Here is a 26,202-nt window from a genome sequence, read left to right as displayed (position 1 = left end):
ACCTATGGAATCTGACAATGAAGCAATTTTCTTGGATCCCGCCATTACCAGCACCAGTGACCAAACCTTCACAAATCTCGATTTCCAGGGCCGAACAAAAAAGGACCTGACATTTACAAACTGCACACTACTAAACTGTAACTTCGGCGGAAGCGACCTGGGCGGGCTGCATCTAAAAAACTGCAAAGTATTTAATTGCAATTTCGGAAGCGCCAACCTGCAAGATTCTTGGTTCTCGAGCTGTACATTTTACGATAAAGAACAACTCAGTGGCTGCCAGTTTAAATTAGCCGATCTCAGACGAGCTGAGTTTTATGAGTGCGATATTTCTTCAAGTACGTTTAATCGCGCACAAGTATTTCAATTGACACTCGATCATTGTCGTGCGGTGGAGGCGGATTTTAATATGGCCAATTTTCACATCGCAATTAGCCGAAAAATGGTAATCAGCGCCGCGCAGCTTACCAATACAGACTTCAGATACGCCGACTTCAGTTCGACCAATCTTTCCAAATGCAACCTTTCACACAGCAAGCTACTGTCCGTCATCTTGACGATGACCAACCTGGATGAAGCCGACTTAACCAATACCGAATTTTCACCACTTCATCACACCGGACTTTCTGTAACCAACACCGACTTTCGTAACGCAGATATAAACGGAGTAGATTTTCGAAAAATAGACGCTACAGGTATTAAGATTCTTGAATGGCAACAATCTGCTCTTTTGGAAAACTTCGGATTTGTCGTCTACCCAGATTACAGCTAATGCGCGCACATGACAGGTAGGTTTACAGTTCAAACGAGAAAACCCAAGCTCCGGTTGGTCCGGGCGGATTACGAACAGCAGATGCCACAGGAGTTTTTGATGATTGAGAAAGCTGATCACCTTATTATTGAATCCGCCAAGCTAGATCGACCAGACGTCGAGGACTTAATTAACTCCCGCAAAAAGCCCTTATGGTTCTCTAATGCTGACTTATCAGGCGCCGACCTTAGTCGCCTAAATTTATCCGACTCATACTTTGAACGCTGCAACCTGGCAGGAACAGATTTTACTGCCGCAAAGCTTGAGGCTACTTCCTGGAAAGGATGCAAAGGGGCGGAAGTAAAATTCAAATCCGCCATACTCAATGAAGCAAAGTTCGAGAATTCAGACCTAAATAATAGCGACTGGCAGAACTGCCGGCTAGGTATGGCTTCTTTCGCAAGTTGCAAATTAACAGGATCAAATTTCAGCGGAGCCAACTCACTAGGAGTCACCTTTAAGGAGACGCTGCTGATAGGGACATTTCTCCTTGGTTTTTCCTTCTATAAGTGTGAGCTTGACAATCTGGACTTCTCTGACGCTGACTTAAGGGATGTTGACTTCCGCAACACTGTATTTAAAGGCGGAAGCTTAAGCCATGCTCGAGTCAATGGCGCCCGCTTCAACAATGCTGATCTTCGTGAGGTCAGTTTGCACGGCCTAAAGCTTATGGAGGCCAAACAGTTTAAAGGAGCAATTATCTCGAAAAATCAGGCAGCAATGCTATTGTCAAGTCTTGGTCTTACCGTTGCATAATACCGGGTATGTTCGCTGCTGCGTATTTTTGAAGCCGCAACCGGATTTTACCCGGTGCCAGTTACTTGTATTAAATGAGTGGAAAGACGGACGGCGAAATTTACAGAAGTGGCTAACAGCCCTGTGAGATTTATACCTCCAGTTGCGGCTACGTTCACTACGTTATGTGGCGCAATCAGCAGCAAGGACACGTATGTAAGTCAGCGGAATGACTTCCTGAGTGTCCGTTCCGGGTCGTTTTCTGCCTTTGGCGACCGGTTGAAAACGACCGAAGCAGACGTCACGTGCCAGAATTTATGCCGTTTAAAAATCGATTTCGCACTGTGCTTCTTCGGAAGGCACCCAAGTTCCAGTCCGTCGAGTAAAGATAAGTACAGCCGACCTATCCACGATGTCGTAATTGATGGTGCTGGCGTGGTAGACGTTATGCAGGTCGTACGCACGGTGTTGGATCTCAACCTCGATATGCCCGAATACGAAACCATGGGATTGCATGGGTTAGCCTGATGATCTACCGGTAGGCGTGTATCGTACTGCATCGTCGCAATGGCTGCTTTTGGCCGATAGCATTCTGTACAGATCCGACTTTTCCCGAAAGCTGAAAAGTTATGCATGGACATTGGGCCTACTAATTTTCCCTCTGTGGCGAGAACCCAGCTTCCCGCCACAGAGGCAAGCCCTTACTCCTTCAACTCAACCTTATCCAACGCCTGATTCACCGCCAACTCCCCCAACATCACCACCTGCGTAATCCCCAGCAGCGTCTTGCGGTGTGAATTCTCCAACAACGCCGCCAAATTACTCAGCATCGTGGTCGCCGAGCCCAGTGATTCGCTGGCGTTGACCAGCAGGGATTCGGTGCCACTTGGGATTGGCGAGGAACATCGGTTCGGGTTCGTGGTTGCTGGCCATGATCTGGGCAGCCGGGTTGAGGTAATGGTCGAGGGCGCGTTCGGCGGCTTCGTGGAGTTTTTTCGAATCGAGCGATTCGTAGGGCGATGCCGGATCGGTGTCCGGTGGGTTGGGTGTTGGTTTGATCATAGATGATGCTCCACTTAGAAAATTAAGGAGCCATCACCCTTGCTACCAAACGAGGGTGGTGGCCATACGCGGGTTGGTAGACCGGTCTAAGTGGGAAACCCGGCGCTCACGAAGGAGCCCCACGCATGACCACCATATAAAACAGAGCCCGAAAAAAGGCTGCATATGGTGTTGTCATGCGACCACTTAAAAGCGGGCTACCAAACCCGATCACTGTTTTGCAGTGACCGGAAAACGATATAGCCCACCCCGTAGCCGCACAAGCCGGCGGATTCTGTCTTACCCGTAGGCGATGGCGCAAGGCGTTGTAGCCGTTAGGACGTTTCACCGAGTGTCTTTAAACACGAGGCGCGGAAGGCAGCTAACGGCAGTGGATTCAACCCCGTCGATGCAACAGATTGGCTAAATCGTTCAGCGGGTGTTTCGTAGCTCAGTGTTTTTCGAGGACGGCCTGTGTCAGCTATTCCCCGGAGTTTGCACCGAGAAAATTCTAGCGGCTGACCAAGCACGTAGGCGACAGTAAGCCCCCAACAATTGATTACTCAATGTAATAAGTGAAATTCAATTCAGGGGCTCTATTGCCGTCTGCTCTAGTAATAAGATGGCTCCGTCAAACCATTCCTACTGGAGAAACGTGTGAAAAAAATCATTATTGCCGCCCTGCTAGCCGCTGCCGCTAACTATGCCAATGCCGGCACGGTATTGGTTGTACTGTCGGATCAGGATCAACTGGACCTGAAAGACGGGAAGGTCATGCAAACAGGTTTCTTCCTGAACGAATTAATGCAACCGGTGCAGACCTTCATCGCGGCGGGTCAAACCGTCGTATTTGCCACCCCTAGCGGCAAGGCGCCAACCGCGGACCAGAAGTCCAATGATGTGAGCTTCTGGGGCGGCGATGAAAAGTCCCGTCAGGAAAGTCTTGCGCTGCTGGACACGCTGAAGCTGACCTCGAAGAGCGGCTCGCCGACGATCAGCTTCGCGCAGGTTCAGAAAATCGGCTACGACAAGTTCGATGCTGTGTTCGTGCCTGGCGGCCATATCCCGATGCAGGATCTGCTGAAGGACAAACAACTGGGCCTGCTGCTGACCCACTTCCATGAAAAAGGCAAGATCACCGGCTTCACTTGCCATGGCACCATAGCCATGTTGTCGGCGATCCCGGACGCGCACGGTTTTGTCTCCGCGCTGGAATCGGGCAAACAGCCGGCAGCGCCAGCCAATTGGATTTACAAGGGCTACAAAGTCACCGCCTTCACCGACGCGGAAGAGGAGCAGGCCAAAGGCTTCCTCGGCGGCGGCCATATGAAACTGTTCCCGCAGGATGGCCTGACGGCAGCCGGCGCTAACTTCTCCGAAGCCAAGCCATGGAGCGAGAACGTGATCGAAGACCGCGAAGTTATTTCCGGCCAGAACCCACAATCGGCCAAGGCAGTCGCCGTGGCCATGCTGGCGAAACTCAAGTAATACTGGGCGGCCGTTCCGGGCAAACCAGGCCGTGGGTGCTGCGGGTCGATCTGGATCTGGAGCGGGGGAAGTAGAAGCACAGGTAGTGACGGCGCGTGGGGCTTTACCCTACGCGCCGATTTGTTACTTGCTGGCGTCCAGCACTACGCGATAGCGAGCTTTGCCGCTGCGTAGATGTTCGATGGCGTTGTTGACTTGGCTCATGGGAAACATTTCTACCTGCGGCAGGATCTGATGACGTGCACAGAATTCCAACATGGTCGCCGTGTTACCGGGCGAGCCAATTGGCGAGCCGGACAAGCTTTTTTGTTGTGGAATCAGGTTGAAGACGTGCACAGGGATAGCGCTGGGCGCGATGCCGACAAAGTGCAGGCGACCTTTGCCGCGCAGCGTTCCAAGCATGGCCGGCCAGTCGAGGTCTGCACTGGCGCTAATCAGCAGAAAATCCAGGGTGCCGGCAATGGCATTCAGCGCAGTACTGTCGGTCGAGGCAACTACGTTGTGTGCTCCCAATCGCTTGGCTTCGTCTTGCTTGGCCAGTGTCGATGTAAAAGCGGTGACTTCGCACCCCCAAGCGTTGAGGAAGCGTAGAGCAAGATGACCGAGCCCTCCGATGCCGACAACACCCACTCGATCAGTAGGTTTGACGTTGAACTGCAAGAGCGGATTGAACACCGTCGACCCTGCGCAGAACAACGGTCCGGCCATGGCCGGGTCGAGTTCTTTCGGTAGCGGCACTGCCCAAGCCCAGTGAGAGCGCAGGCGATCGGCGAAGCCACCGTTGCTGCCGATGATGGTAGGTTTGACTGTGCCGCACAGGTGATGCGAGCCGCCCATACACGATGAACAATGCATGCAACTGCCCTTGTACCAACCAATCCCCACTCGTTGCCCTAATTCGAGACTGCGTACTTGCGAGCCCATCCGTACGATACTGCCGACCGCCTCATGACCGGGGATAAAAGGGTATTGGCTCAAGCCCCATTCATTATCGATCATCGACTGGTCGGAGTGACACACTCCACAATATTCAACTGAGACTTCCACCTCGTCATCCCCCAATGGGCCGGGGTCGTAGCTATAGCTCTCTAGTGGAGCGCCTGGCGCTGTTGCGGCCCAGCCAGTGAAGGATGTTATTTCGGTACTGTTACTCATTGGAGACCTCCAAATCAGGAGACAGGGTTTTTGCTCCGATGCCCAGAGCGAATCCTGCTGCCGAAACGCAAAGCCATGACTTTTCGGGGCTTTGCATTTCCAGCCGTTTGCATAGTCAGCAGCTACATCGCCAAGGCGCAGTTTTGACTTAAACCAGCTTGACCTGTACCTCCACATCCCCCCGCGTCATTCGTGAATACGGGCAAATCTGATGCGCGGCATCAACCAGTTGCTGCTTCACATCTTGATCTAGTCCCGGCACGCTGACGTTAAGCCTCACGGCTAACTGAAAATCGGCGCCTCCGTTGGTTTTACCCAAATCCACCTCAGCCTCTACCGAGGTGTCTTCCGGTAATTTGACCTTCAGCTTGCCGGCAGCCACCTGTATTGCGCCAATGAAACAGGCTGAATAACCGAGGGCGAATAGTTGTTCAGGATTGGTGCCCGGCTTGCCTGAACCAGGGGAGCTGAAGTTGACTTCAAGCTCACCGTCGCTCGACCTCCCACTGCCTGTACGACCGCCACTGGTGTGGGTTTTTGCTGTGTACAGAACGTTTTCCAGAGTACTCATGATGGTGACTCCTTTAGAAAAATGAGAGGCAGGATCATTTTGACTCCTCACCCAAGGTGCCGGTGTAGTGAGCCAGGCGTTTCTCCACGTCGGCTTTCTTCTGCAATCCAAGCTCCATCAGTTGTTTGATGCGGGCCTGCGCTGCTGGGCGTTTGACCGAGCCGATGAAACCATCCCATTCGGCAGCGATGGCGTCGTTCGGCGGCAGGCTGGCAGCATCGACCAGTCGTTTGATATCAGCAATCGACTGCTTGTCGAACCGCGCGATGCGCCGGGCCATGGTGTCGACGAACTTGTCGAGTTCTGCATCGGGCAGCGCGCGGTTGACGTAGCCGTAACGCTCGGCGAGCTCGCCATTGATATCGTTGCCGGTCAGCAGCACTTCCAGTGCCCTCCCGCGCCCCATCAGCCTTGGCAGTCGAGCCATGGGGCCACCTCCCGGCACGAGTGCGGCGCCAATCTCCCATTGCGACAGAATGGCCTTCTCGCGACTGGCGAAGCGCATGTCACTGGCCAGTGCCAGCTCACTGCCGACGCCCGTGGCACGACCGCGAATCGACACAATCGAGACCACCGGAGCCTTGCTCAATCGCACTAGCATGTCCGGCAGGGGCGGCAGACCGGTCGGGCCGTTAGGAAGGCTGGTGGTGTCAGTCAGCGGGGGGACGAAGTCATAGTGGGTGAGGAAGAAATCCGGAACATCACTGTCGAACACCACGACCACCAGCTTCGGATCGGACTCGATGGCAGTGACCACCTCGTTCAGCTGCGGCATGGTTTCGGGACCATAGATGTTGTAAGGCGGGTTGTGGAACGTGACCCGCCAATACTCGGGTGTGACCCGTGTGAGTTTTATTTCCTGTTTGACCGCGCTGGTGGGCGATGCTTTATCGGTGGTTGAGGGGGAAGTCTCGCCAGCGAGGGCCGCGCCTGTCGTCGCCATACTGGCGAAAATCAGTGCGGCCGAAAGCAACTGAAGTCTCATAGGAGTGTCTCCAGAGAAATGCCTAAGGGCATGTGAATTCCCGATTGAGCCGTCGCTATGGCATTCAATTGATGAGCGCGTGAAAAGTCACGCTCGTTGCTCCGTTCCTTCGCGGGTCAACACATGTGCATGGGGTTCGTGCGCATGACCGTTAGGTGATCTGGCACGGTCGGCAGTACCGGTAGAAGAGGGCAAGTCTCGATAGATCCATAAACACCGGATCTGAGTGGGCGAAGCATGTCGCCTTGTGCCAGGAGGGCCGAACATAAAAGCGTAGCAGCGTGAGATTGACTCGCAAGTCACTTGATCAGATGAGACCCCCGACAGCAAAAAACCGCCGTTCACCGGGCCAGCCAGCAGGTGATAAAACTTGATTCGACACTGCTTTTGACTCTGTGACACTACCTCTTGGGTAGGGTAATAATCTGTGATTTCGGGTTAACAGAAAAACCAGTCTTTGGGACTTCATGGCCCACTACAACGTCCGTATTCACTGGAGTAAAGCTACCAATGGAAGCCAATCGATTCGGTGACATCGCGGCGTTTGTCAGCGCAGTGAAGGCTGGAAGCTTTACCTGCGCCGCAGCTTCACTCGGTCTGACCCGATCTGCTGTAGGTAAAAGCATTGTTCGTCTTGAAGGCCGGATGGGAGCACGGCTGCTCAATCGCACGACGCGCAAACTGAGCCTGACTGACGAGGGGCAGGTTGCCTATGAACGCTGGAAGCAGATTCTCGATGATCTTGATGAGGTGGATGCAACCATGGCCTTGCGTCGTGGGCGGCCGACCGGCACTTTTAAACTCACAGGCCCCCTGTCCTTCGGCCAGCGTCATATCCTGCCGATTCTGGATGCTTATCTGAAACAGTGGCCTGAACTTCGCGCGGACGTCTGGTTTACCGATCGCTTTGTCGACCTCGTCGAAGAGGGGGTCGACATAGCCATCCGTATTGGCACGCCAAAAGATGATTCACAACTATTAACCCGCACCGTGGGGTGGCAGCAGTTCGCAACGTGTGCCTCGCCGTCTTATCTGGCCCGTTACGGTGTACCGCAAACGCCTGCTGATCTCGTCGGGTATGACACCATCGCTTTCATCAGTGGCCAGGCTAGTGTCTGGCGTTACCAGACACCCACCGGACTTTATTTACATGAACAACCAGGGCGGCTGAACATTGACAGTTCTGAAGCCATGCGCGAAGCGGCGCTGACGGGCATTGGCCTGATTCATTTGCCGACCTATATCACCGGTAACGACTTGCGCGACGGAACATTGGTGGAAGTGCTCAAACCTTACCGTGCATCGCCCGACCCCATCCGGATTGTCTACCCGAGCAAGCGTCAGTTGTCCCCGCGTGTTCGCGCCTTTATTGATCTGCTAATCGAGCGTTGGGAGTCAGGAGTACCTTGGGAGATCTGAGATTATTGGGGACTCACTGGACCGTGTGATGGTCTATAGCTGCTGTTTATCCGAACCCGGGATTCAATAACCATGTCAGTCATCGTCACTCACCGAGACTGTCATCATGTCTATCGCTGCCCAACACTCGCCACACGTGCAACCTGCCGCCTTACCGACTGCCCATCCGGCGCTTGAGCGTCATCCTGGGTTTCAACGCCTGTTCCAGCCACAGGCGCTGACGGTGGGTCTGATTTTGCCCCTCGAGACCCACGCCGGCCGAGCGGCACCGACCATGCGTGGCCATCTGGAAATGGCTCAACGCGCCGAGGCGCTTGGTTTTGGCGCGCTGTGGATGCGTGATATTCCTTTCTATGATCCGGAGTACAACGATGTGGCGCACATCTTTGAGCCTCTGGTTTACATCGGCTTCCTGGCCGCAGCCACACGCAGCATCGTCCTGGGAACCACCGGTATCGTGTTGCCTACCCATGAGCCCATGTATTTGGCCAAGCAGGCAACGTCCCTGGATCAGTTAAGCGAAGGGCGCCTGGTGTTGGGGCTGTCTTCGGGCGATCGATACAGCGACTACCCGATGCTGGGTATCGATTTTGAAACCCGTGGTGACCGCTACCGTGATGCCTTTTCGGTGTTTCGCACACTGATTGAGCAGGACTTCCCGCGCTTTCGCTCCGAGCGATTCGGCGGCTCATCTGGCAATCTCGACCTGGTGCCGAAAGCGCCGTATGGACGCGTCCCTTCAATCGCTGTCGGCCAGGCGCAGCAGAGCATCGACTGGTTGGCTGAACACCTTGATGGCTACCTGGCTGGCGTGCAAAGCCCCGAGCGGTTGGCGTTGTTGGGCGAGACCTGGCACGCCAAAGTGCGTGAAATCGAAGGGCGAAACGCTTTCAAACCGTTAGGGCTCGGTGGCTACTTCGACCTCAGCGACAATCCGGACCAGCCATTCCAGCGCATCCAGGGTGGCTTCCGGGCCGGGCGCAACGGCCTGCGTAACTACCTGGAGCAAGCGCAAGCAGCCGGTGTTTCGCATATCGCGCTCAACCCCAAGGTCAGTCGCCAGCCCTATGGTGAGATTCTTGACGAACTGGGCGAGCACATCTTGCCGCATTTTCCGTCGCATGTTTGAGGCCCAGCCACTGTCGGAGGATAAGCACATGTCATCTCTTTTCGAGTCTTACGATCTGGCGGGTCAGCAATTGTCCAATCGCATCGTCATGGCGCCGATGACCCGCGCCCGCGTCAAGGACACCGTGCCGTCTGCGGATATGGCGATCTACTATGCCCAGCGCGCGGGAGCAGGTCTGATCATCACCGAAAGCACTCAGGTGTCTGACCAGGGGCGTGGCTACCTTTACACGCCGGGGATTCACACCCCGGCGCAGATTGAAGGCTGGAAACGCGTGACGAATGCGGTGCATCAGGCCGGGGGGCGCATTTTCATTCAACTCTGGCATGTAGGGCGGGTCTCGCACTCGTCCTTGCTGGAGGGCCGGGCACCGGTCGCACCTGTGGCCGTGCCTGCCGCGCAAACGTTGGTACATGCTTACGATAGTGATGGCCAGCCGGCGCAAGTGCCCGTCAGCGCGCCCGTTGCTTTGGATGCCAAGGGTATTCGGCAGGTCATCTCAGACTTTTGCCTGGCCGCGAAGAATGCCATGGCAGCCGGTTTTGACGGTGTCGAAATTCATGCTGGCAACGGCTATCTGTTTGAGCAATTCATTAATGGCGGCTTCAACACCCGTGAAGACGGTTACGGTGGCGCATCGATTGCCAATCGCCTGCGTTTTTTGCTTGAGACGGTCGACGCGGTGAGCGCCGAGATCGGCCGTTCGAAGGTGGCTGTGCGTGTTTCGCCTTTTGCGCGACTGGCTGATCTGCACGCATTCGATGAAGAAGAGGCGACGTGGCTTGCACTGGCCGGAGCGCTGTCCCAACGCGAGATTGCTTATCTACACGCCAGCCACTTGGGCACGCCAGACTTTCAAAAAGCCATCCGGGCGGCTTACTGCGGCACCTTGATCCTGTCGGGCGGGTTCACCCTTGAAACAGCACAGCAGGCCATCGATGAGGGCGTGGCAGACCTGGCGGTTTTTGGCCGACCGTTCATAGCCAACCCCGATCTGGTCGATCGCTTGCGGCATGGCTGGCCGCTGGCCGAAGCGGGGCGTGAAGCGTTTTATGGCGGTGGCGCTCAAGGCTACATTGATTATCCTGCCTACTCGGTGCAAGACGCGCAGAGGGCACAGTAGCAATACTGCTGTACTCCCCGAGAGGGTGGGAAAGTACATGAGGGACGAGACCGGAGTAGCCGTACCTCGCATCCCATCGTGTCGAAGGCCACATCCTGTGTCTTTCTTGTAGGACAAGAAAACAACTGCCATTGGGCAGTCGGTGCGCTAGAAGAATTTAATGTCGTAGCCGAATCGTGATGCTGCGCTAACGATATGCTGCCCCATAATCTGGCGCGCCGCCGTTGCATTGCGGTCGATGAACGCCTGTACGAGCTCTTCATGCTCCCCGCGTGCGGCATGCGGAATATTGCTGAACACAGGGCCTCGCCGTGCAAAGTTCATGGTGATCAGTGCCCGCATTGGCTCAAGCACCGTGCGAATCATCGTCTCGAGATAGTCGTTGCCTGACGCTGCGGCCACGGCCCGATGAAAGTCGAGGTCAGCGTTGACAGTGTCCAGCGTCGGTTCTCCTTCGTATTGCATCCGCAGCACCGCCGCCTGAATCGTCTTCAACTTGCGGGGCGTCATAGTCGACGCCGTAAGCGCGGCGGCCTGGCTTTCCAGTACGGCCCGCACCTCGAACATGTTGCGGATCGTGTCGTCACCGTCCAGAAAAGGCGCACTCTCATGCGCTACTAAAGGCTCCGGCGATTGGGGTGCGGCCGAGACGAATACGCCTACACCCTGGCGTGACTGGATCAGCCCTTGCGCTCGTAGGGTCGCGATTCCTTCCCGTACCACGTTTCTGCTGACGCCGAAGTTTTGCGAGAGAAACTGTTCGGTCGGCAAGCGGTCCCCCGGTCGTAGCCTGCCGGAGGCAATCTCATCGCTCAACGAGCGGGCAATGTGCTCGGCAAGATGAGGTCGCCGCTCCACGGGTTGTACGTTCATTTCGCTCATGCTCGTTCATCCTTCTCACTTGTCTTCTTAATCTACATCAGAAGACTTGTTCCAGTAAGTAACAACTGAAATTCCCCATTAGCATTAATTTAAAAGTAAATAAAAACAATGGCTTAAGACTGGCGTGACTCAAAGGCTGAAAAACATCAAGTTGTTCAGTTGAAGGACATCAGGACGTTATGTACGTTGTCCCCAACCCCTGACGTGAACGACATTGAAAATCGCCACGCCAGCTTTGCAACCTGCTTGAGGCGCAGTCTTATGAAAATTGCCAGCATTGAAACCATTCCGCTTCGGATTCCCTTTACCACGGGTGGCAAGTCGGCAGGGGGCGTCTGGGGGCCGAAAGACCTGCAGATGGTCGATTCCCTCGTGGTCAAAATCACCACGGATGACGGCATCGTCGGCTGGGGCGAAACCTTCGGCTTCACCGCGATACCTGCAGTAAAAGTCGTGATCGACACGATCCTGGCGCCAGAACTGATCGGCAGCGATGCCACCCGGCGCGAGAAACTGCAGGGCGACTTACAGAAGAAATTTCACGTCTTCGGTCGCAGCGGTTCGTTCATATATGGCTTGTCGGCAATTGATATCGCGCTGTGGGACATCGCTGGCAAAGCGGCCGGCAAACCGGTCTACCAGTTGCTTGGCGGCAGTGAGGCCACTTCGCTGGCGGCGTATGCCAGCCTGATCCGCTACGCCGATCCCGAACTCATTCGCATCAATGTGCGGCGCGCGGTCAACAGCGGCTTTAAGCATCTCAAGCTGCATGAGGTCGATCCCGATGTCATCCGTGCCGCGTGCGAAGCCGCAGGTCCCGGCGTGGAAATCACCCTCGACGTCAACGCCCCCTGGAGCGTGCGCGAAGCACTGGATATGACCGAGAAGCTTCGCCCGCTAAATCTGCGCTGGATCGAAGAGCCGGTGTGGCCGCCAGAAGACTATTCGGGGCTGGCGCGGGTGCGCAAACACGGCGGCATTCCTGTCGCTGCCGGTGAGAACGCGTCGACGCTCATGGACTTCCAGCACCTGCTTGAAGCCGGCGCGGTGGATTTTGTTCAGCCCAGCCCGGCAAAAATGGGCGGCATTACCGAACTGCAAAAAGTCTATGCGTTGGCCAACGCCCATGGCGTCACCGTGATGGTCCATGCCTTCTATGACGGTCCCGGCCTGCTGGCCGCTGTGCATGGCAGCGCGGCCTTGGGTGGCGCGAAGTCACTGGTCGAGTGGCGTTACTTTGATCTCGAAGCACAACTCTACGGCGACGCCATCATTCCGCGTAACGGCCGGATCGACGTGCCGCAAGGGCCGGGACTCGGCATCGAGCCGGACGAAGATGTCATTCGCGACTACCGCTTCCAACCCTGACCGCAAAGGCCACATGGTCATTACCGCGTTTGATCGACGCCGATGCGACAGTCACGGCGTCGGCCTTCAACAGCCACGACGACATTCTTGATAAAAATAAATACGAGGATTGAAGACATGTTAGACAGAATCGTAGGGCCAATTTTACCCGTCGCCTTTGTGATCGCGCTTGGCTATATCGCCGGCAAGCGCGGACGGCTTACCCATTCAGACAGCCTGCTGATCAGCCGACTGGTGCTCGGCTGGATATTCCCGGCGCTGCTTTTTGTCGGGATGGCAAGCACGCCTCGTGAGCAACTGTTCGACTTCAAGTTCGTCGTGGCCACGTTCATCGGCATCATGGGTATGTACACGATAGCGCTGGTGATCGGCTGGTACAGCACTCGCGATCTCAAGGTTGCAACGCTCAAGGGCTTCGTCAATGGTTATCCTGATGCTGCCTTCATGGGCATCCCTATACTCGCCGCGATGTACGGCGCGGGCAGTATCTATTCGGTGCTGGTGCTGAACCTGATCGCGAGCCTGGTGATGATCCCGCTGACCACCATGTTGCTCACCATTGCCGATGGAAAGGGCAGTGGCGCCCAGGCGTTCGTGTCGAGCTTGTCCGGCGCGGTGCGCCGCCCGCTGATGTGGGCTCCGGCGCTGGGCATCATTATTTCTCTGCTTCAGTTCAAGCTGCCTCCCATTGCGGCGGAGTCACTCAATCTCCTTGGCAAGGCGACGCCCGGCGTATCGCTGCTTTGCCTTGGATTGATCATGTCGTCGGAGAAACTGAAAATGTCGGGTGAAGTATGGACCAATCTTGGGCTTAAGCTGTTCATTCACCCTGTATTGATGTTCGCGGCCACTGTTTTGCTGGGCACCCATGGGCTTTACGCACAACAGATGATTCTACTGTGCGCACTTCCGTCGGCGACGATCCCGGCGATGTTTGCGAACCAGACCGGTGCCTATCAGAGTGAAGCTGCGACAAGCATTCTGGTCAGTACCGTGCTGTCGATCGTGACGTTTTCTGCCGCGATCTACCTGATTGATGGCGGGCTCGCTGCAGCCTGATTATTTGTCCCTGCAATGAACTGTCGGTGTGAAATGAGGCGCTCGTTTCGAAATATCACGTTTGGTTTTGCTCCGCAGTCAAATCAGTCTAGAGCACACTTTTGCAACTTGAATTGATTACATTGCGTATCAACTGAAGATCGCGTCAGCGATATCATCACAAGAGTGATCTATCAATAAGCTGGGCATGATGTTTCTGTTTTCAGCGGTAACTCGCCACGACTTGCTTATTAGGCTAAAAGTGTCGATGCCGATTTTATTAATGCATGGCTAAGGTGGTTTTTATGATTGAGATTATTATGAAGGCTACTTGCCTGACAACCCTGCTTGTCGTGGGTGCCGCAATGTCGCACGTTCAAGCGCAACCATTACCGCTCGGTAAAACCGGTGCGTTGTATAATGAAGACGTGGAGTGGCATAGCTTTCCTGCATTCCCGAAAGAAGTAAAGCTGGCTGTTCTGGTCGGTGATCCAGGTAAGCCAGCGCCATACGTTGTGCGTGTTAAAGTTCCGAGCGGCACTAAACTAATGCCCCATACACATCCGGAAGACCGCATATACACTGTGATATCTGGTGTGTTTTATATTGGTTTTGGCGCTGTATTTGACTCGAGCAAGTTAGTTGCTTATGGGCCCGGTAGCGTGGTGGTACTTCCGGCGAATACTCCGCACTTTCATTGGGCTAAGTCTGGAGAATATATATCTCAAGTTTATGGAGTGGGTCCGCTAGGTCTTGAATATATTGATAGTCATGACGATCCTCGTAATTCGTCAAAATAAAGAGGCGCTATTCGCCGGGCCAATGAAATCAATGAAGCTTGAATTGTGCTGCCGCTGCGGATTTATAATTTTATAAGCCCATCAATCCAACGTGGCGAGATGCTTTGGGCTATCCAGGTTTTGTCGAAGGATCTGGCTCACTGATTTGAGCTCTGTATAGTCCTCGATAAAGGCACTGCCAAGTTCTCGTCTGATCCCCGAGGGTGTGCTTCCGCCGAATGGCGCCGCCGGATCAAGAAAGACCAAGAAAACACTCCTCGAGTGTCCGCTATTGGCTGTGGATTCAACCGGTTGAATCCACAGTCGTTAGCAGTCAGTAAAGATTCGATTTTGCCCGAAAGCCGATCAATCATGCATGCACATGCCTAGTCACATCCCCCTCTGTGGCGAGAACCCATTTTCCCGCCACAGAGGCAAGCCCTTATTCCTTCAACTCAACCTTATCCAACGCCTGATTCACCGCCAACTCCCCCAACATCACCACCTGCGTAATCCCCAGCAGCGTCTTGCGGTGTGAATTCTCCAACAACGCCGCCAAATTACTCAGCATCGTGGTCGCCGAGCCCAGTGATTCGCTGGCGTTGACCAGCAGGGATTCGGTGTTGCACTTGGGATTGGCGAGGAACATCGGTTCGGGTTCGTGGTTGCTGGCCATGATCTGGGCAGCCGGGTTGAGGTAATGGTCGAGGGCGCGTTCGGCGGCTTCGTGGAGTTTTTTCGAATCGAGCGATTCGTAAGGCGATGCCGGATCGGTTTCCGGTGGGTTGGGTGTTGGTTTTTTCATAGTGAAACTCCTACGGCAGATTGAAGGAGCCATCACCCTTGCTACCAAACGAGGGTGGTGGCCATACGCGGGTTGGTAGACCGGCTGCAAGTAGGAAAACCCGGCGCTCACAAAGGAGCCCCACGCATGACCACCATATAACGCCGAGCCTCAAAAAAGAGACTGCATACGGTGTCGCCATACGACTATTTGCAGACGGGCTACCAAACCCGATCACTGTTTTGCAGTGACCGGAAAACGATATAGCCCACCCCGTAGCCGCACAAGCCGGCGGATTCTGTCTTACCCGTAGGCGATGGCGCAAGGCGTTGTAGCCGTTAGGACGTTACACCGAGTGTCTTTAAACGTACGACCGGAAGCCTGTTTAAACGCATCAAATGTCGAACAGAGTTCCTGCGCCGATCGATCAGGCAAAAACGAACGCAATCACTTTTTCGCAGGCTTTCCGCTGTTAGGGAAATGCAGGTACGACATCACGCTTTCAGTCAATTCTGTCGCCAGCTTCACCGCCTCTTTATTGCGCGCCATCACGCCGGCGACCAAGCCTTCGATCAAGGCCAGCACGGCGATGTTGGAACTGGTCAGTACTGGGTGGTCGCACGGCGCAAATAGCGTGTGCTCGGCGATGCCGGTGAGGGGGGAGGCGGGTGAGTCGGTAATGGCCAGCACCGATGCGCCACGTTCGTTGGCGAAGCGGGCCAGTTGCAGGGTGTCGAGGGAGTAGCGCGGCAGGGAGATCGCCAGCAAAACGTCCTGGTCGGTGATCGCGGCCAGTCGGTACGCGGCATTTTCGTTGCCGCCCTCCATGCTGATGGCCGCGGCGTCGGCACAAAAGGGCATCAGGGTCGAGGCGGCGAGGCCGGCGAAGTAAACACTGTTACCGAACCCCAGAATGTAGATTTTGCGTGCCGTGGTCAGGCGGGTGACGAACGCTTCAAAGGTGTCGGCGTGGTTGTTGGTCACCGCCGTTGCCAGGTTGCTGCTGGCACTCTGGAGTTGTTCATGCAGCCCAAATGCGCCGCCCGGGCGATGGGCCAGTTCGTTGCGCAATTTGTCGACCGGCGACACCATCTGCTGCAACGTTGCGACCAGTTCGGCCTTCATGCCGCTGTAACCACCGAGGTCCAGCGCTTTAGCCAGACGGTTGACGGCGGCGGGTGAGGTCAATGTTTCGTGAGCCATTTCCTCGATGGTCAGGGTCGCGGCTTTGAGCGGGTGACGCAGGATGAAGTCCGCCACCTTGCGCAGTGATGGAGGCAGTTCGGCAACGATTTCCGTCAGTTTTTGCATGACCGGCGCGGCGTAGACTGTGGTGTCTTTCGAAGGGGTGGGCATATCCGGCTCAACTATTCCTGAAGGTATGAGAAGGGCTGTGCCTGATGCCCTGACAAGGTTGGCTGGAGTGTATCCGAAGCCAACCCTGTCAGGGCACCGCCGAGCCGTAGCGGTGTTACTTCAAACTCCCGGCCAGAAACTGCTGAAGGCGTTCGGATTGCGGATTGACCAGCACCTCACGCGGGTCGCCGCGCTCTTCGACAACGCCTTTGTGCAGGAACACCAGTTGGTTTGAGACCTCGCGGGCAAAGCCCATTTCGTGAGTCACCACCACCATGGTCCGGCCTTCCTGCGCCAGATCCTGCATGACTTTAAGCACTTCGCCGACCAGCTCGGGGTCGAGCGCCGATGTCGGCTCATCAAACAGCATCACTTGCGGTTCCATCGCCAGTGCGCGGGCAATGGCCACGCGCTGTTGCTCGCCACCGGACATATGCGCCGGCCAGGCGTTCATGCGGTGTGCCACACCGACTTTGGCCAAGTAGTGCTCGGCCTTCTCCCGTGCCTCTTTCTTGCCCAGACCCTGCACATGCACCGGGGCTTCCATGACGTTTTCCAGGGCGCTCATGTGGGACCAAAGGTTGAAGTGTTGGAACACCATCGACAGCTGCGAACGCATGCGTTGCAACTGCTTGGGTTCGGCCGCTTTGAGCCCGCCGAGTGTGTTGGTCACCAGTTTGAGCGGTTCGCCATTGAGCACGATGTTGCCCGCATTGGGTTGCTCCAGCAGGTTGATGCAGCGCAGGAACGTACTTTTGCCAGAGCCGCTGGAACCGATGATGCTGATCACGTCACCGGCCTGAGCTTGCAAGGACACGCCCTTGAGCACCTGATGCGCACCGTAACTTTTATGCAGGTCCTGAACTTCAAGTTTGTACATGGTTTGAACTCTCTGGAGTCAGTCGCTAAGCAAGCGACCCTGGCGAATGGGGGTAGAGCCGGCAACCTTGGCCAGCCACAATCCAGGCTGGGCAAAGCGCAGCCGTTCGCGGGCATAAAGAATGCCGTCGGTGCTGGCGCGCACCACGCTATGGCGGTCGGTCAGCGGGTCGATGACTTCGAACAGCGGATCGCCGACCTTGACCTGCGCACCCAGCGGTTGCAGAAAACTCACCACGCCGGGATGCGGCGCACAGGCGTACTGCGCGCCAGCGAAGGGCACGGCCTGGCAATGGCTCGGCGGTGCCGCAGGCCAGTCACCGCTGATCAGGCCTTGATCGGCGAGGTACCCGAGAATGGCGTGTGCGCTGTCGACACATTGCTCGCGTTCGGTGTCTGCCATGCCACGCAATTCGATGGTGGTCGCCGCGCACGCCAGCGGAATATTGGCTTCAGGAAAGCGCTCAGCCAGGCGTAACCAGGCAATGGCGCAGGCTTCGTCGAACGCGCTGCCGCCCGCACCTTCGGCCAGCAGCGTGACCCCGGCGCCGAGGCGTGCGGCCAGTGATTGCAGGCGTGGCCAGTGTTGCGGCATCGCATACAACAACATGATCGATTCGAAATCGCAGTGCAGGTCCAGCACCACATCGGCGTCGCAGGCCTGCTGCAGCAACAGGCGACGCAGGCCGTCGAGTTCCGAGCTCGCTGCCGGCATGGCGCCGAGGGCATCTACCATGGCACGGCGGATGAGGGCGATGTTGGCGGCGGCGTCGTCTCCCAATTGGCCCTCCAGCCGCGGTGCAACAACATCAACCAACTCCGGGAAGTCGCGATTGAAGTTTTTGCCGCTGGAGAACTCGAAGCGCCCCTGATGGGTGGCCTGGAACATCTGGGCGATACCGATCGGATTGGCCAGGGGCACCAACTCGATCACCCCGCTCAGACGGCCTTGTGCTTCCAGTTCCAGAAGACGGCGCTTGAGCTCGACAGCGACGCGCATCCCCGGCAGTTCATCGGCATGCAATGAAGCCTGGATGTACGCTTTGCGTGTGCCACTGCCAAAACGAAACAGCGTCAGCGTGCGTTCGGTGCCCGATGCACTCCACGGCAAGCGGTATTGAATGTGCTCCATAGCAGCTCCTTAGTGCTTGCGCGGTGCCAGATACGCCAGCCAGCGGCGCTCGGCCAACTTGAACAGACGCACCAGAATGAAAGTCAGGACGAGGTAGATGAGGCCGGCGGTGATAAACGCCTCGAACGGTAAATAGAACCGTGAGCTGACAGTCCGCGCGGCTCCGGTGATGTCGACGAGGGTGACGATGGACGCGAGGCTGGTGGTTTGCAGCATCATCAGCACTTCGTTGCTGTACTGCGGCAATGCCCGGCGCAAGGCCGATGGCAGGAGAATGCGGCGGTACAGGGTCTGGCGGGACATGCCCACGGCTCTGGCGGCCTCGATCTCGCCGGGGGGCGTGGATTTCAAACTGCCGGCCAGCAGTTCCGCGCTATAGGCACTGGTGTTGATCGCGAAGGCCAGACACGCGCAAAAGGTGGCGCTGGAGAGGTAAGGCCAGAGCACGCTTTGGCGAACGGTTTCGAACTGCGCCAGGCCGTAATAGATCAGGAACAATTGCACCAGCATTGGTGTGCCGCGAATCACGTAGGTGTAGAGCCAGGCCGGCAAGTTGATCAGTGGCGATCGTGAAACCCGCATCAGTGCCAGGGGTATCGCTAATACCAAACCCAGGGCCAGGGAAATGAGCAAGACTTTGAGGGTTAACAAGGCGCCATTGAAGTACAGCGGCAGGTTTTCCCAGATCAGGTTGTAGTCGAGAATCATGGGCGGTTCCCCCTCACAATTCGGCGGCTTTGATGCCGACCGAGTAGTGTTTTTCCAGATAGCGCAGCACCAGCAAGGACAGGCTGGTGAGCATCAAGTACAGCGCCGCCACTGCGAGGAAAAACGTGAACGGCTCGTGTGTGGCATCCGCAGCGTTTTTGGCTTTGAACATCATGTCCTGCAAGCCGATCACCGAAATCAGCGCGGTGGATTTGGTCAGTACCAACCAATTGTTGGTGAACCCGGGAATGGCGAAACGAATCATCTGCGGCACCAGAATTCGCCAGAACACCTGCGCACCGCCCATTCCATAAGCCACACCAGCCTCGGCTTGACCTTTGGGTATTGCCATGAAAGCGCCGCGAAAGGTTTCCGAGAGGTAGGCGCCAAAAATGAAGCCCATGGTGCAGACGCCCGCGACAAAGGGGTTGATGTCGATATAGCGGGTGTAACCGAGCGCCAGGGCCATGCGGTTCACCAGATCCTGGCCGCCATAGAAGATCAGCAGGATCAGCACCAGGTCTGGAATGCCGCGAATCAGGGTGGTGTAGCTTTCCCCGAGCAGGGCCAGCCATTTGAGCGGTGACAGCCGCAATGCCGCGCCAATCAGGCCCAGGGCAATCGCCAGGGACATGGAGGTCAGGGCCAGGTTGATGGTCAGCCAGGCGCCATCGAGAATGCTCGATCCGTAGCCGTGGAGCATGATGAAGTTCCTCAAGCGAGCGCCGCGAGGCGCGCAAGACAAGCCCCGGAAGACGCCCGCAACGGGCCATCCCCGGGGCTGGGGTAGGGCTTACTCGCCGTAGATATCGAACGCGAAGTACTTGGCCATCACTTGCTGGTACTTGCCATTGGTGCGAATGGCGTCAATCGCGGCACTCAGGCGCGCAACGTTGGCAGTGTCGCCCTTGCGCACGGCGATCCCGGCGCCCCGGCCGAAGTATTTCGGGTCGTTGATGTCCGGCCCGACCAGCGCGAAGCCCTGGCCTGCCGGTGTCTTGATAAAGCTCTCGTCGGTGGCGACGATGTCGGCGAGGGTGGCGTCCAGGCGGCCCGAGGCCAGGTCGAGGAAAGCCTCATTCTGTGAGCCGTAACGCACCACGACGACGCCGGCTTTTTCCAGTTGCTCGGTGGCAAAACGATCGTAAGTCGAGGAGCGTTGCACGCCGACTTTCTTGCCCTTCAAGTCCACCAGCGGGTCATTGATCACATTGCCGGCCTTCATCGCGAACTTGCCCGGTGTGTGGTAGTACTTTTTGCTGAAGTCCACAGACTTCATCCGGTCTTCGGTGATTGACATCGACGACAGCACGGCATCGATCTTGCGCACTTTGAGCGACGGGATCATGCCGTCGAACTCCTGAATGACCCACTCGCACTTGACCTTCATTTCTTCGCACAAGGCGTTGCCGATGTCGTAGTCGAACCCGCTGATGTTGCCCTCCGGTGTCTTGAAGGAGAAGGGTGGGTAGGCGGCTTCGATACCGATTCGCAGGCTGTCGTCATCGGCATGTGCCAGGAAGCTGAAAGCACATAGCGCCAGGGCACCTAGAAGTTCTGTCTTGTTCATTTTGTTGACTCCTTGGAGGGCATTTGAGGGATCGGGTGCCCGCCATCCGGGTTGGCGCGGTGGATCAATCCTGTGATCGGCGAAGGTATAAATGACACAATAAAATTCCATATGCAACATTACTGAAAATAAACGTATCAGTCTGGGGCGTGATAATACGCATCAAAACCCGGTCGGGGGCGCTGCTGTTGGGGCGCTTGTTTTATGCGTTTGGCACCGGGCTAGGCGGCGGCATCGGGCCGACGTTGTTTGGCCAGTTGATTCAGACCCAGCAGCGCAGCAGTTTGTTGATCGGGTATCTGATTCTTGCTGCGCTGATGGGTGTGGCGGCGGGGGTGCAAGCGGTTTGGGGGGGGCGGCGGAGCGCCAGGCGTTGGAACAGGTGGCCAGGCCGTTGTCGCAGGCTGGGGATCGAAAGGGATGACTATCCCCAGCCCTGTATTTCAGCGACCGCTACGCTTGTTGTTTAGCGACGATAGTAACGGTGCTCGTCCTCGTAACGATGCTGCATGGCGCGATCCTGGCGGCGCTCCCAATCACGACGGTCCGCTTCTCGGCGGGCTTGCTCTCTGCGCCAATTATCTCTGCGCCAGTCGTCCCGGCGCCAATCGTCTCGGCGCCAGTCGTCTCTACGATCGTGCCAACGGCCGTCACGCCAATATCGGTCGTCATGGGCAAGTAACGGTCCCGTCTGCTGGCCGGCCATGCTGGCCAGGCTCGGCCAAGGGTTCTCCGCAGACTGGGCAGGCACCTGAACGGCGGTGACTTCAGTGGCGAAAACAGGGGTTGAGGTTTTCATCGGTGTGGCTGATGCCGAGCTCACTGCCGCAAACGCGAACAGGCCGAAAAGCACCATCCGTGGGACATTGAATTTCATGAGCGAAGACAACCTCTGATTGAACATTGGGCATGTGGCCAATTGGCCGAGGCAAGCCTGCGGGGGCAGGGCTGACCGAGCGAATGAGCCTATCCAGATAGACCGATAAATAGGGAAAAGTTCTAAAGGGCCGTGGTTTAAATAGCCCCCGTCGCAGCAGGAACTTCAGGGTGTTGGCCCGGTCAATAGCCGCCCTGTATCGCAAACGCCGAGCAGCGCTGTGGCCTGTTTAACGGCAGTGCCTTCCGAGTTCTGCCGAGTCCGCCCCTGATGCCAACCACGTGTTTTCTGCCCGGCCTCATCCTGGTGTTCTGCGCTGTCGCGTCGTTTTGTTCGGTTGCTGCCGAGCGAAGTGCGACCGCGCAAAGCAACAGCGCATCCACCGCCCTGATCGAAACAGCCTCGCAGCAGTATGGAAATGGCCAACTGGACCAAGCCGCCGCCACGCTGGAGCGTGCCCTGCATATCCAGCCGAACAATCCCGCGACGCTGCATTACCTCGGTGTGTTGCGTCTTCAGCAGGGGCAATACCAGCAGGCTGAAACTTTGGCGGCGCGCTCGAACCTGCGGGTCGGGCGCAACGTCGAGTTGCGCAACCGCAACTTCCAACTGATTCAGGCGGCGCAACAGGCTCAATCTTCGGGTATTCCACCCACTGCCAAAGACGATCAGGTCGCAGTGCGGCAAGCGCTGGAAGCGGAGACCCAACGGCGCCGCGAAGCGCAGAGGGCGGCGGTTGAGCAATCGGTTGCAGACACTGGGCGTGACGCGGGCAACTTCGCCCGCGCACAGGCAGATGTGGCATCGGATTCACCGACGGCAGGCAGATTTCAGCCCGTAGGAGCGGGGCAAATGACTTCCGTCGAGCCAGAGCCCGCCTACGATGAACTTGAGATTCCACGCGGCCACATGCCGCCACCGGGTAAATGCCGAATCTGGTTTCCTGGTCGCCCGCCGGGGCATCAGCCCCCACCCGGCAAATGCAAGAAACTGCGGGATCGGGTTCCTTCAGGGGCTTATTTGGTGCGCGGTTGAGTTCGCTTGCGATTAAGGACTTATCCTCCCTTTGCGCATTCAAACGCCATTACATTGATGCCAGGTTGCCTATGGCTGTCGATCTTCATGAGTGGCTGGAAAGCGTGAAGGACGCGCAATCCTTCATTGGAAACTCCCCTCTGCTTTTTATTGTACGTACTGGATAAGTTTGTAGATGTTTTGTGCAAGGCAGGCCTAAAAAGCCAACTGACAATGGCCGCTTCAGCACCTGTTGCTGACCTCCAGATCGCCAGAAGACGCTGCCGGCATCATTAATGCGTGCCAAAGCCAACCCCTGGTACCCCTCATGGGTGGACTCTTTTCGTGACATTGTGCCTGTCGCTCACCTCTTTTTTAGGCGCAGATCGCGTTCGAATGCGTGTCAATCAAGTCATTTGGCCGAGGGCGGTGGTGGCCGTTCTTGTGGGTGCCGTCGAGTTTGAGACGATAGCTGTACAAAATAATTATTTGGTATAACTTTTAAGGGCGCCTATTGAGTCATTTCGAGGGCTTTGCATGACCAGGCAGACGGGCCGCTTAATCCACCACGCTATCTGTTTTGTTCTGATGCTCCAAAGCGCAGAACTCTTTGCTGATTGGCGCGAGGCTGTTCCCAATGCTCGTCGGCTGGGTTACGGCGAGATGCGCGTATTCGGGTTTTCCATTTACAGCGCGCAGTTCTGGAGCTCACGCCTCATTGCCGGTGAAACGCTGGATGCGGATGCGCCTTTTGCGCTGGAGCTGACCTACAGTCGCGCCATTAGTCGCGATGATCTGGTGGAGGCCAGCATCAAGGAAATCCGTCGCCTGTCGCCCAACACTGTGAATTCAAAGCTCATGGCCCGCTGGGAGTCGGAGATGTTTCAAGCGTTTGTCGATGTGCGTGCCGGTGACCGCATCACCGGCGTTTATATGCCTGGAGAAGGCGCACGTTTTTACGTCGGTGAGCACCTTCGGCATGTGGTGAGAGATGTCGCGTTCGCCAAAGCTTTTTTTTCGATATGGCTTGACCCCCGAACACGTAACCCGGAGCTGCGCGCCCAATTGCTGGGTGCAGCTAAACCCTGAGACCGTTGAGGAAATGCGCATGTTGAAGATAGGGATACTGCTGCTGTGTATTGGCCTTGCCAGTTGCAGCCGGGTGGATGTGCAAACCTACAGCCAGGAGACGCCCAAGCTTGAGTTGAGAGAATTCTTCGAGGGGCGGGTTGAAGCCTGGGGCATGTTTCAAAAGCGTTCTGGCATGGTCGCCAAGCGCTTCCACGTGGAGATCATTGGCCACTCCGAAGGTAGCAGGCTGATACTCGACGAATCATTTACGTACAGCGACGGTACGAAGCAAAAACGAGTGTGGACGTTAACCCCGGTTGGCTCCAGTCAGTGGCGCGGAACCGCTGGCGACGTGGTGGGCGAGGCGCTTGGTGAGGTGGCAGGCAATACACTGCGCTGGAATTACGTGCTGAGGCTACCGGTGGATGGCAAGGAGTATGAGGTTCAGTTAGACGACTGGATGTACCTTATGGACAAGAACACCCTGATCAATCGCTCGTTCATGACCAAGTTCGGGGTGGAGGTAGGCCAGATCACCTTGTTCTTCCGCAAGCAACCTTGATTCAAAAACAGCGGCGCCACGCTGCTTTTTGGCTGGCGCTACGCCTCGGATAAAATTCGTTCAGTGTTCATCGCCACTACAAAGCGTGCGGGTCAATTCCGATGCAAACGGTGGTCAGGACGAATGCAAATAATGGGTCAAGTCGAGCGCCATTTCGCCGCCATGAACGGCGGCGATGACAATGAGCGCAAGAAAGCAGAGCAACTGAACGCTAAAGAAAGTAAACCGAACGGCCACGAAGGCATCGGTTTGCACATGGCAGACGTGCACCAGCGATTGGCACACGCGAGCGATCAGCACGCACAGGCTCAAGTAGTTCACCGCAGGCCCGTTGATGTCGAGGGCTGAAATCATCCAGACGATGACGGCAAAGACCGGCAGGTTTTCCACGCAGTTGGCGTGTGCCCTGGTTCCGCGCCGATACCAGTCCTCGCCTTCGAGTTGATCGCTGCGGAAAGAGGCGATCGGCACATTCGAGAACAGGATGGCGCCCCAGCGATACACGCCGACGGTGGCCATCAACAGCAGCAACGTCCAGGTCGCAAATCCCAGCAGCATCCACATCGGTATCGTCATGGCCGCCATCCTCCACAGATCGCTGTCAGCACGTTATCGCGCAGCGCGCGGCCGATGGGCAGTCGGTCGCGCGCGGTCACTCAGTGGCTCATGATCGGTGCCAGTGCGGCCTGAATCCTGGCCATCTGTGCGGGCGTGGTCATGCTTGTCAGCAGCCGGCCAAAGTGGGGATGCTGCACGCCCGAAATAATGTATTGCCAGCGGTAGGCGCCCAGCACGCCGGCCTTGATGTGCGCGGTCTCGTCGGCACTGAGCGATCTGGGCACATTGCCAATGAAGTACTCGGCATCGGCGGCCGATTGTGCCTGCAGGATGGCGTCGACGGCGCCTACCAGCGCAATCAGGTCATTCACCGCCTGGTCGCAATCGTCCGGCGTGAGTTTCGCGTGCTCGGCCTTCCACTCCAGTTCATCGAGTACGACGTGCCGGCTTTCATCCTTCCAGTGAAATTTGAAGACGTCCTTGAACAGCGGGCACAACTCCTCGCGCGGGGCGATGCTTTTCGTGTAGTGCGTTTGTACAAACAGCTCGATATGGCAGGTCAGCGCCAGCACCGACCAGGTGCTGGCCGCCAGTACCGCACGCGCCACATCGTTGGCATCGGCCACTTGGCGATAGCCTGCGGGAAAGCGCGAGTCCAGCATTGTTTCCATGCGCCGGAACAGCTCCTGGTGCTTGATCTCGTCGTTGGAAAAACGCACCAGCGCTTCGAGGGCGAGCTGATCATCAAAGACATGGGCGCGCCCCTGATCGAGCATCTTGGCACTGATAAAACGCTCGACCAGGCCAAAGAGGTACGCGTAGGTCCGGCCCTGAATCTGACTGAGCAGGCGCGCCTCGTCCGCGGCGAGAAAGGTCAGGCGGTCGATCTGCGACAGCCCGTCGGGCAGGAATTTGCGCGAGAAGTCGAAACGACGGTCCCGGAGCAAATCGCGATCGATCTGCCATTCCGATTTTTTCGATGATCTGACCATTTGCGCATAACGGGCGGCATTGCCTGAATCCGGGCCGGGTATGGTCGTGAGGGTATTCATATCGATCTCCTGCTGTGGGGCCGCTACGGTTGACGTCGGAACCCTTCGCCATGGGTGAGCCTCTGGGCTCGTCTCGGTCGCCGGGTCCGCGTTGGTGCTAATCTAGGTGTCGCCTTTG

26 protein-coding genes and 2 pseudogenes are annotated in these 26,202 nt (G+C 56.6%); 13 read left to right on the top strand and 15 right to left on the bottom strand.

The features are described 5' to 3' along the window. Positions 1-4 precede the first annotated feature (4 nt). A complete protein-coding gene (locus H8F22_RS14170; protein WP_194940342.1) occupies positions 5-769 on the top strand; it encodes a pentapeptide repeat-containing protein in 765 nt (254 codons plus the stop codon). A 99-nt stretch (positions 770-868) separates the two neighbouring features. Continuing rightward, entirely contained in the window at positions 869-1,564 is a 696-nt protein-coding gene (locus H8F22_RS14165) for a pentapeptide repeat-containing protein (RefSeq protein ID WP_059183075.1), read from the top strand. A gap of 680 nt (positions 1,565-2,244) precedes the next feature. On the opposite strand, the pseudogene H8F22_RS14160 reads toward H8F22_RS14165, so the two are convergent. Beyond that, positions 2,245-2,605 (bottom strand): annotated as a pseudogene (locus tag H8F22_RS14160) (DUF6124 family protein). A gap of 636 nt (positions 2,606-3,241) precedes the next feature. On the opposite strand from H8F22_RS14160, the gene H8F22_RS14155 reads away from it, so the two are divergent. After that, positions 3,242-4,072: a type 1 glutamine amidotransferase domain-containing protein gene (locus tag H8F22_RS14155; protein ID WP_059182603.1), complete on the top strand. Its 831-nt coding sequence runs from the start codon at positions 3,242-3,244 to the stop codon at positions 4,070-4,072. A gap of 123 nt (positions 4,073-4,195) precedes the next feature. Here H8F22_RS14155 and ahr read toward each other — a convergent pair whose 3' ends face one another. The 3 genes from ahr to H8F22_RS14140 all read right to left on the bottom strand — a co-directional run bounded on the left by ahr (position 4,196) and on the right by H8F22_RS14140 (position 6,783). Then, entirely contained in the window at positions 4,196-5,227 is a 1,032-nt protein-coding gene (ahr, locus tag H8F22_RS14150; RefSeq protein WP_027925160.1) for an NADPH-dependent aldehyde reductase Ahr, read from the bottom strand. Between the two features lie 148 nt (positions 5,228-5,375). Further along, the gene (locus H8F22_RS14145) at positions 5,376-5,798 is read right to left on the bottom strand and encodes an organic hydroperoxide resistance protein (protein ID WP_081743994.1); all 423 of its coding nucleotides are present in this window, start codon (positions 5,796-5,798) and stop codon (positions 5,376-5,378) included. Positions 5,799-5,832: 34 nt separating this feature from the next. Then, positions 5,833-6,783: an enoyl-CoA hydratase/isomerase family protein gene (locus H8F22_RS14140; RefSeq protein WP_027925162.1), complete on the bottom strand. Its 951-nt coding sequence runs from the start codon at positions 6,781-6,783 to the stop codon at positions 5,833-5,835. 510 nt (positions 6,784-7,293) lie between these two features. Between H8F22_RS14140 and H8F22_RS14135 the strand changes: the two genes are divergently transcribed. The 3 genes from H8F22_RS14135 (at position 7,294) to H8F22_RS14125 (ending at position 10,454) form a co-directional block, all read left to right on the top strand. After that, positions 7,294-8,202, top strand: a complete 909-nt coding sequence (locus tag H8F22_RS14135; RefSeq protein WP_194940341.1) for a LysR family transcriptional regulator — start codon at positions 7,294-7,296, stop codon at positions 8,200-8,202. A gap of 106 nt (positions 8,203-8,308) precedes the next feature. After that, on the top strand, positions 8,309-9,331 hold the full coding sequence (locus H8F22_RS14130; protein WP_194940340.1) for an LLM class oxidoreductase: 1,023 nt from the start codon (positions 8,309-8,311) through the stop codon (positions 9,329-9,331). A gap of 28 nt (positions 9,332-9,359) precedes the next feature. Further along, positions 9,360-10,454 (top strand): alkene reductase, encoded by a 1,095-nt coding sequence (locus H8F22_RS14125; protein WP_027925165.1) that lies wholly within the window; start codon positions 9,360-9,362, stop codon positions 10,452-10,454. A gap of 147 nt (positions 10,455-10,601) precedes the next feature. Here H8F22_RS14125 and H8F22_RS14120 read toward each other — a convergent pair whose 3' ends face one another. Further along, a complete protein-coding gene (locus H8F22_RS14120; protein WP_027925166.1) occupies positions 10,602-11,336 on the bottom strand; it encodes a FadR/GntR family transcriptional regulator in 735 nt (244 codons plus the stop codon). A 261-nt stretch (positions 11,337-11,597) separates the two neighbouring features. On the opposite strand from H8F22_RS14120, the gene H8F22_RS14115 reads away from it, so the two are divergent. From H8F22_RS14115 to H8F22_RS14105, 3 genes are all read left to right on the top strand, one after another. Beyond that, entirely contained in the window at positions 11,598-12,704 is a 1,107-nt protein-coding gene (locus H8F22_RS14115) for a mandelate racemase/muconate lactonizing enzyme family protein (protein WP_194940339.1), read from the top strand. 117 nt (positions 12,705-12,821) lie between these two features. Then, positions 12,822-13,763 carry an AEC family transporter gene (locus H8F22_RS14110; protein ID WP_027925168.1) on the top strand — a complete coding sequence of 314 codons (942 nt, stop codon included), beginning with the start codon at positions 12,822-12,824 and terminating at the stop codon, positions 13,761-13,763. 284 nt (positions 13,764-14,047) lie between these two features. After that, positions 14,048-14,542 (top strand): cupin domain-containing protein, encoded by a 495-nt coding sequence (locus tag H8F22_RS14105; RefSeq protein WP_194940338.1) that lies wholly within the window; start codon positions 14,048-14,050, stop codon positions 14,540-14,542. A 421-nt stretch (positions 14,543-14,963) separates the two neighbouring features. On the opposite strand, the gene H8F22_RS14100 is transcribed toward H8F22_RS14105, so the two are convergent. The 7 genes from H8F22_RS14100 to H8F22_RS14070 all read right to left on the bottom strand — a co-directional run bounded on the left by H8F22_RS14100 (position 14,964) and on the right by H8F22_RS14070 (position 20,950). Beyond that, complete coding sequence (locus H8F22_RS14100) at positions 14,964-15,326, bottom strand: DUF6124 family protein (RefSeq protein WP_194940337.1); 363 nt, start codon at positions 15,324-15,326, stop codon at positions 14,964-14,966. A 426-nt stretch (positions 15,327-15,752) separates the two neighbouring features. Then, positions 15,753-16,661, bottom strand: coding sequence for a MurR/RpiR family transcriptional regulator (locus tag H8F22_RS14095; RefSeq protein WP_059182606.1), 909 nt, complete (start codon positions 16,659-16,661; stop codon positions 15,753-15,755). A 115-nt stretch (positions 16,662-16,776) separates the two neighbouring features. Continuing rightward, positions 16,777-17,541, bottom strand: a complete 765-nt coding sequence (locus H8F22_RS14090; protein ID WP_027925171.1) for an ABC transporter ATP-binding protein — start codon at positions 17,539-17,541, stop codon at positions 16,777-16,779. Between the two features lie 18 nt (positions 17,542-17,559). Beyond that, positions 17,560-18,672 carry a succinylglutamate desuccinylase/aspartoacylase family protein gene (locus H8F22_RS14085; protein ID WP_194940336.1) on the bottom strand — a complete coding sequence of 371 codons (1,113 nt, stop codon included), beginning with the start codon at positions 18,670-18,672 and terminating at the stop codon, positions 17,560-17,562. Positions 18,673-18,681: 9 nt separating this feature from the next. Next, on the bottom strand, positions 18,682-19,380 hold the full coding sequence (locus H8F22_RS14080) for an ABC transporter permease (protein ID WP_027925173.1): 699 nt from the start codon (positions 19,378-19,380) through the stop codon (positions 18,682-18,684). Between the two features lie 13 nt (positions 19,381-19,393). Further along, on the bottom strand, positions 19,394-20,083 hold the full coding sequence (locus H8F22_RS14075) for an ABC transporter permease (protein WP_059182608.1): 690 nt from the start codon (positions 20,081-20,083) through the stop codon (positions 19,394-19,396). 90 nt (positions 20,084-20,173) lie between these two features. Further along, a complete protein-coding gene (locus tag H8F22_RS14070; protein WP_059182609.1) occupies positions 20,174-20,950 on the bottom strand; it encodes an ABC transporter substrate-binding protein in 777 nt (258 codons plus the stop codon). 197 nt (positions 20,951-21,147) lie between these two features. Here H8F22_RS14070 and H8F22_RS32655 point away from each other — a divergent pair. Further along, positions 21,148-21,374 (top strand): annotated as a pseudogene (locus H8F22_RS32655) (MFS transporter); the annotation flags it as partial. Between the two features lie 42 nt (positions 21,375-21,416). Here the strand turns inward: H8F22_RS32655 and H8F22_RS14065 are convergent. Continuing rightward, the gene (locus tag H8F22_RS14065) at positions 21,417-21,827 is read right to left on the bottom strand and encodes a hypothetical protein (protein WP_081743996.1); all 411 of its coding nucleotides are present in this window, start codon (positions 21,825-21,827) and stop codon (positions 21,417-21,419) included. Between the two features lie 270 nt (positions 21,828-22,097). Between H8F22_RS14065 and H8F22_RS14060 the strand changes: the two genes are divergently transcribed. The 3 genes from H8F22_RS14060 to H8F22_RS14050 all read left to right on the top strand — a co-directional run bounded on the left by H8F22_RS14060 (position 22,098) and on the right by H8F22_RS14050 (position 24,474). Then, positions 22,098-22,862: a tetratricopeptide repeat protein gene (locus tag H8F22_RS14060; RefSeq protein ID WP_027925177.1), complete on the top strand. Its 765-nt coding sequence runs from the start codon at positions 22,098-22,100 to the stop codon at positions 22,860-22,862. A gap of 516 nt (positions 22,863-23,378) precedes the next feature. Then, on the top strand, positions 23,379-23,930 hold the full coding sequence (locus H8F22_RS14055) for a chalcone isomerase family protein (RefSeq protein ID WP_027925179.1): 552 nt from the start codon (positions 23,379-23,381) through the stop codon (positions 23,928-23,930). Between the two features lie 19 nt (positions 23,931-23,949). After that, positions 23,950-24,474, top strand: coding sequence for a DUF3833 domain-containing protein (locus H8F22_RS14050; RefSeq protein WP_027925180.1), 525 nt, complete (start codon positions 23,950-23,952; stop codon positions 24,472-24,474). A gap of 114 nt (positions 24,475-24,588) precedes the next feature. Here H8F22_RS14050 and H8F22_RS14045 read toward each other — a convergent pair whose 3' ends face one another. Continuing rightward, a complete protein-coding gene (locus H8F22_RS14045) occupies positions 24,589-25,050 on the bottom strand; it encodes an MAPEG family protein (RefSeq protein ID WP_050590225.1) in 462 nt (153 codons plus the stop codon). An 80-nt stretch (positions 25,051-25,130) separates the two neighbouring features. Beyond that, a complete protein-coding gene (locus H8F22_RS14040) occupies positions 25,131-26,084 on the bottom strand; it encodes a diiron oxygenase (protein ID WP_194940335.1) in 954 nt (317 codons plus the stop codon). Between the last annotated feature and the right edge of the window lie 118 nt (positions 26,085-26,202).

Origin of the sequence: Pseudomonas mucoides, from assembly GCF_015461845.1 — a bacterium.
Lineage (GTDB): Bacteria > Pseudomonadota > Gammaproteobacteria > Pseudomonadales > Pseudomonadaceae > Aquipseudomonas > Aquipseudomonas mucoides.
Note: the sequence above shows the minus strand (reverse complement) of the source record. Positions and strands in the feature narration are given on the sequence as shown.